Genomic DNA, 3,291 nt, shown 5'->3' with positions numbered 1-3,291 from the left:
TGCACGCGCCGCCGACTTGTTCACAACGTACTGATTCACAACTGGAAGTTAGTGTCAGTATGTTAGTAAAGTTAGAGCGGCTGGAAAGCGACGGGAAACAAGCACTTAAGCCCGATTCCGGTCCCCGATAGCACGAGGATCGGGTCCCCGATAGCACGAGGGTTGCGGTCCCCGATAGCACGAGCTGATTCACAGGTTGTCCTCCGAATTTGGAATGAGTGCGCGCCGGCGCAGGCGTGCCGTTAAGGGATCAACGAGCGTGGGCACGAAGTTCAGCCGCTCGGTGCCATCAGGATCGCGTGTGAGCACGAGCCGATAGCCGGGCAATGTCTGACGCCGCACGATCTGACGTATGTCGTAGGCAAAATGCTTGAGCGGCGAGAGGATGCCGGACTTGGCATGGAGGTGCACAAGGTCAAAACTCCAGCCGCCGTCCTGGTGACCGCCATGCTTGCGCACGAGGCGGTAGAGCCACCGCTCAAGCCCGCCCGTCAGATCGAAATAGCCGCGATCGATTGTCAGCACGAGCGCGTCATCGATGACGCCCGCATAGAACCAATCGGGCAGGATCAGCTCGAGGCCAAATGGTCGACCATTTGCATCGGCCGTCTCCTTCCATTCGTTGATCCAGGAGAAGCGATGCCGCCGCCGTTCTGCCAGCTGACGGATCGACGTCAGCACGGTCGTTGACTGCAACCTGTCGAGACCAGCCTTCAGCCGGTCATAGTCGCGCGCGCTGGTGCCGCGGCCGACAAACGTCAGGATCTCGTAAGGCGTTGCAGCCATCAGGCGCGACGTCTTCAAGCCGGCGTCACGGGCTTCGACGATCTGGGACGCGGCCCAGATCAGAACGTCGGCATCCCAGATTGTCGCCATGCCGTGTTCCGGCACCGCTTCGACACGAATTGCGATCGCACCGGCACGGAAATCAATTGGCACAATGCGCTTTGTTTTCGCGAGCGAGAAGAACGGATAAGCCATGAGATCCTGCGCATCGCGCGGCGCGAGGTCGCCGGGCAGCGCCCGAAAGAGCTCAAGCTGGTCGCGCTCGGAATGGTGTTTGCGCCGCATGGTGACTGCTCTCACGTGGCAATCAGCGACGTTCCTGGCCCGCATACGGGCGCAGCACCGTGTGCTTCTTGGCTGGCAGCACAGTGCCCTTGCCGGGATCCGACGTTGACGTCTTGGCGCCGAGATCAGCCCACGCTTTCAGATCCTCTACAGCGTAGACGACACGCCCGCCGATCTTCCGATAGGTCGGCCCGGTGCCGTACGTGCGGTGCTTCTCAAGCGTGCGTCCCGAGAGACCAAGATACCGCGCGGCCTCCGGTGTCCGCAGGAAGCGCGGGGGCAGTCCGGCCATTGCATCGGGCATTTTAGAACTCCAAGGTGACAGCGCACCGCGGATGGCGGCGCCGGCGTGTGTGCGGTCATCATGGAGAAGCGCAATCTCGGAGGGGGATGCCGAATATCGGGGGGTCGATTTTCGGCCCCGCTAGGAAGGGCGCTACTCGACCCTGCGCCGGGGCCGAAGCAGCTTGCGATAGCCGCCGCGCACAAATGCGAGGCCGATTTGTACAAGGCGACGGGTTCGGCTCCGCAGATCGTGTGTTTTCCAGCCACGATCCGATATGCGCGGCTTGCCAAACAGAGCTTCTGCGATGCTGCGATAAGTCGCGCCGGCGAGATAAGCGGCGACCGCGCGAAGGGCTGCGCACAGTCGTTCGCGCCGCTGTTTGGGCACGCGATGAAACGGAGGCCCTGGCGCGCGTCCATTCATCGCGCGCCACAGCCGCGTGGCGGCGTGCGCACGCGCCTCGAAATCGCGGTCAAACGGCAACTCGGCCGCATAGCGAGCGCCTGCGGTCAGCGGCTGTTTCGACCAGATGCGATGCTCCACCGAACCGATTTGCAGCACGGCATGCCAGCCGTCAGCGGCACGGCGCACCTGGCCAGATGCAAGATCCAGCGGCGGCTGAGGCGTTGGGCTTGGACCAGGCGCTGAAGCGGTTACAGTGACCGGGACGACGGTCGGGAGAACCTCGGGCGCCCAAAAGATCGTCTGCTCGTGGAACGACCTCTGCGGGTCATGGGCGAAAGCAGAGGCCCCACCTCCTCCTGAATTCCTCAGTCACCGCGCCATCTGAGTTGTTAGCGATAATCGCATCGTAGTCACGTTGGTAGTCCACGTTCATACGAAGACCTACCCAGGCGATTTCAGTGATCTCAGCGTTCTCTAGGCTCTTAAACGAATCCGGCGACCGCCAGTCGAATTCAGGCATTGCTTCCGCCCCATTGCATGCAGCTAACAAGGATTGCGGCGCAATAATTATAAACGACGCGGTTGTAGGAAGCCCCTAGTTTGGCACCACGTGGTGCATGAGCATGACCACCGGTAAGCGGAAGAAAAGCATTCCAGCTGCGCGCCTCTAGTCGGCGATTTTTTCTATTTTGAGCCGGCGCCACGTAAAAGACGTCCCTGCTCGGTCACCCATTTGGCGCGTGCAAGATGACTCTGATATGCGGTCCGTGCACGGTCCGGCTCTCGCTCTGGATCGAGATGTAAGACGATTCGAGTTACCTCACGCCAGTCCGCCCCCTCACGCTCCGCCTGCAGAATGCGAATGTACGTGACGACATGCTGCTCGTCATACGGCGTTAGCTTCGGATCCGAGGGGGCAACGTCCGCAATGTCGGGATCGAGCGGCGGCTTCTTCATGGCTTCCAATCCACTTACAACGATTCTAGACGCTTGGCCGCCAGAGTGGTGAACGCGTCCAAATTTAGCCGTATTCCGCCGATGGGGCCAGCACGTGATAGTTGAATACATATTATAGGAGATAAACCTCATAGTATGTAAAGCCGCAACTTGCGCCGATGGACATGCGCAAGTTGGTCGGTCGGAATTTCGCAAGACTGCGGAAGCAGAAGCGCTTCACGCAGGAGAAATTCGCCGAAGCGTCCGGCTTCACGCAGCAATATATCAGTGACCTGGAGCGCGGCCGGCGCAATCCAACTGTCGTAACTCTATTTGAACTCGCCAGCACGTTGGGCGTCAGCCACGTCGATCTCGTTCTCCCAGATGACGAGGCGCGAGCCGAGCGATCAAAGCCCGCTAAGCGGAAGTGATCGGCTCGTGGGAATCCATTTTCAACAATCGTAGAGCCTGACTTCGCGAGCCCGGCCCGGGGGCCCGCGCCCGCCCCGCCCCGGCCCCCCGCCGCGCGGGCGGGGCGCGGCCCCGCCGCGGGGGGGGGCGGGGGGGGCGGCGCGGGGGGGGGGGGGGGGGGG

General features: G+C 61.7%; 6 protein-coding genes. 1 reads left to right on the top strand and 5 read right to left on the bottom strand.

The window, feature by feature from the left end:
- Positions 1–189: 189 nt before the first annotated feature.
- From AC0L30_RS42545 to AC0L30_RS42525, 5 genes are all read right to left on the bottom strand, one after another.
- Complete coding sequence (locus tag AC0L30_RS42545) at positions 190–1,071, bottom strand: replication initiator protein A (protein ID WP_473309129.1); 882 nt, start codon at positions 1,069–1,071, stop codon at positions 190–192.
- A gap of 22 nt (positions 1,072–1,093) precedes the next feature.
- Entirely contained in the window at positions 1,094–1,375 is a 282-nt protein-coding gene (locus AC0L30_RS42540; RefSeq protein WP_473309128.1) for a helix-turn-helix transcriptional regulator, read from the bottom strand.
- Positions 1,376–1,507: 132 nt separating this feature from the next.
- Positions 1,508–1,948 carry a DUF2285 domain-containing protein gene (locus AC0L30_RS42535; protein WP_473406748.1) on the bottom strand — a complete coding sequence of 147 codons (441 nt, stop codon included), beginning with the start codon at positions 1,946–1,948 and terminating at the stop codon, positions 1,508–1,510.
- Positions 1,949–2,087: 139 nt separating this feature from the next.
- Positions 2,088–2,282, bottom strand: coding sequence for a transcriptional regulator domain-containing protein (locus AC0L30_RS42530; RefSeq protein WP_231142577.1), 195 nt, complete (start codon positions 2,280–2,282; stop codon positions 2,088–2,090).
- Positions 2,283–2,446: 164 nt separating this feature from the next.
- Entirely contained in the window at positions 2,447–2,719 is a 273-nt protein-coding gene (locus tag AC0L30_RS42525; protein ID WP_473309037.1) for a DUF2285 domain-containing protein, read from the bottom strand.
- A 158-nt stretch (positions 2,720–2,877) separates the two neighbouring features.
- Here AC0L30_RS42525 and AC0L30_RS42520 point away from each other — a divergent pair, with 158 nt between their 5' ends.
- A complete protein-coding gene (locus tag AC0L30_RS42520) occupies positions 2,878–3,129 on the top strand; it encodes a helix-turn-helix domain-containing protein (protein ID WP_473309038.1) in 252 nt (83 codons plus the stop codon).
- Positions 3,130–3,291: the final 162 nt, after the last annotated feature.

The organism is Bradyrhizobium sp. MI1.11 (genome assembly GCF_055811255.1).
This window is presented reverse-complemented; position numbering and strand designations above follow the sequence as displayed.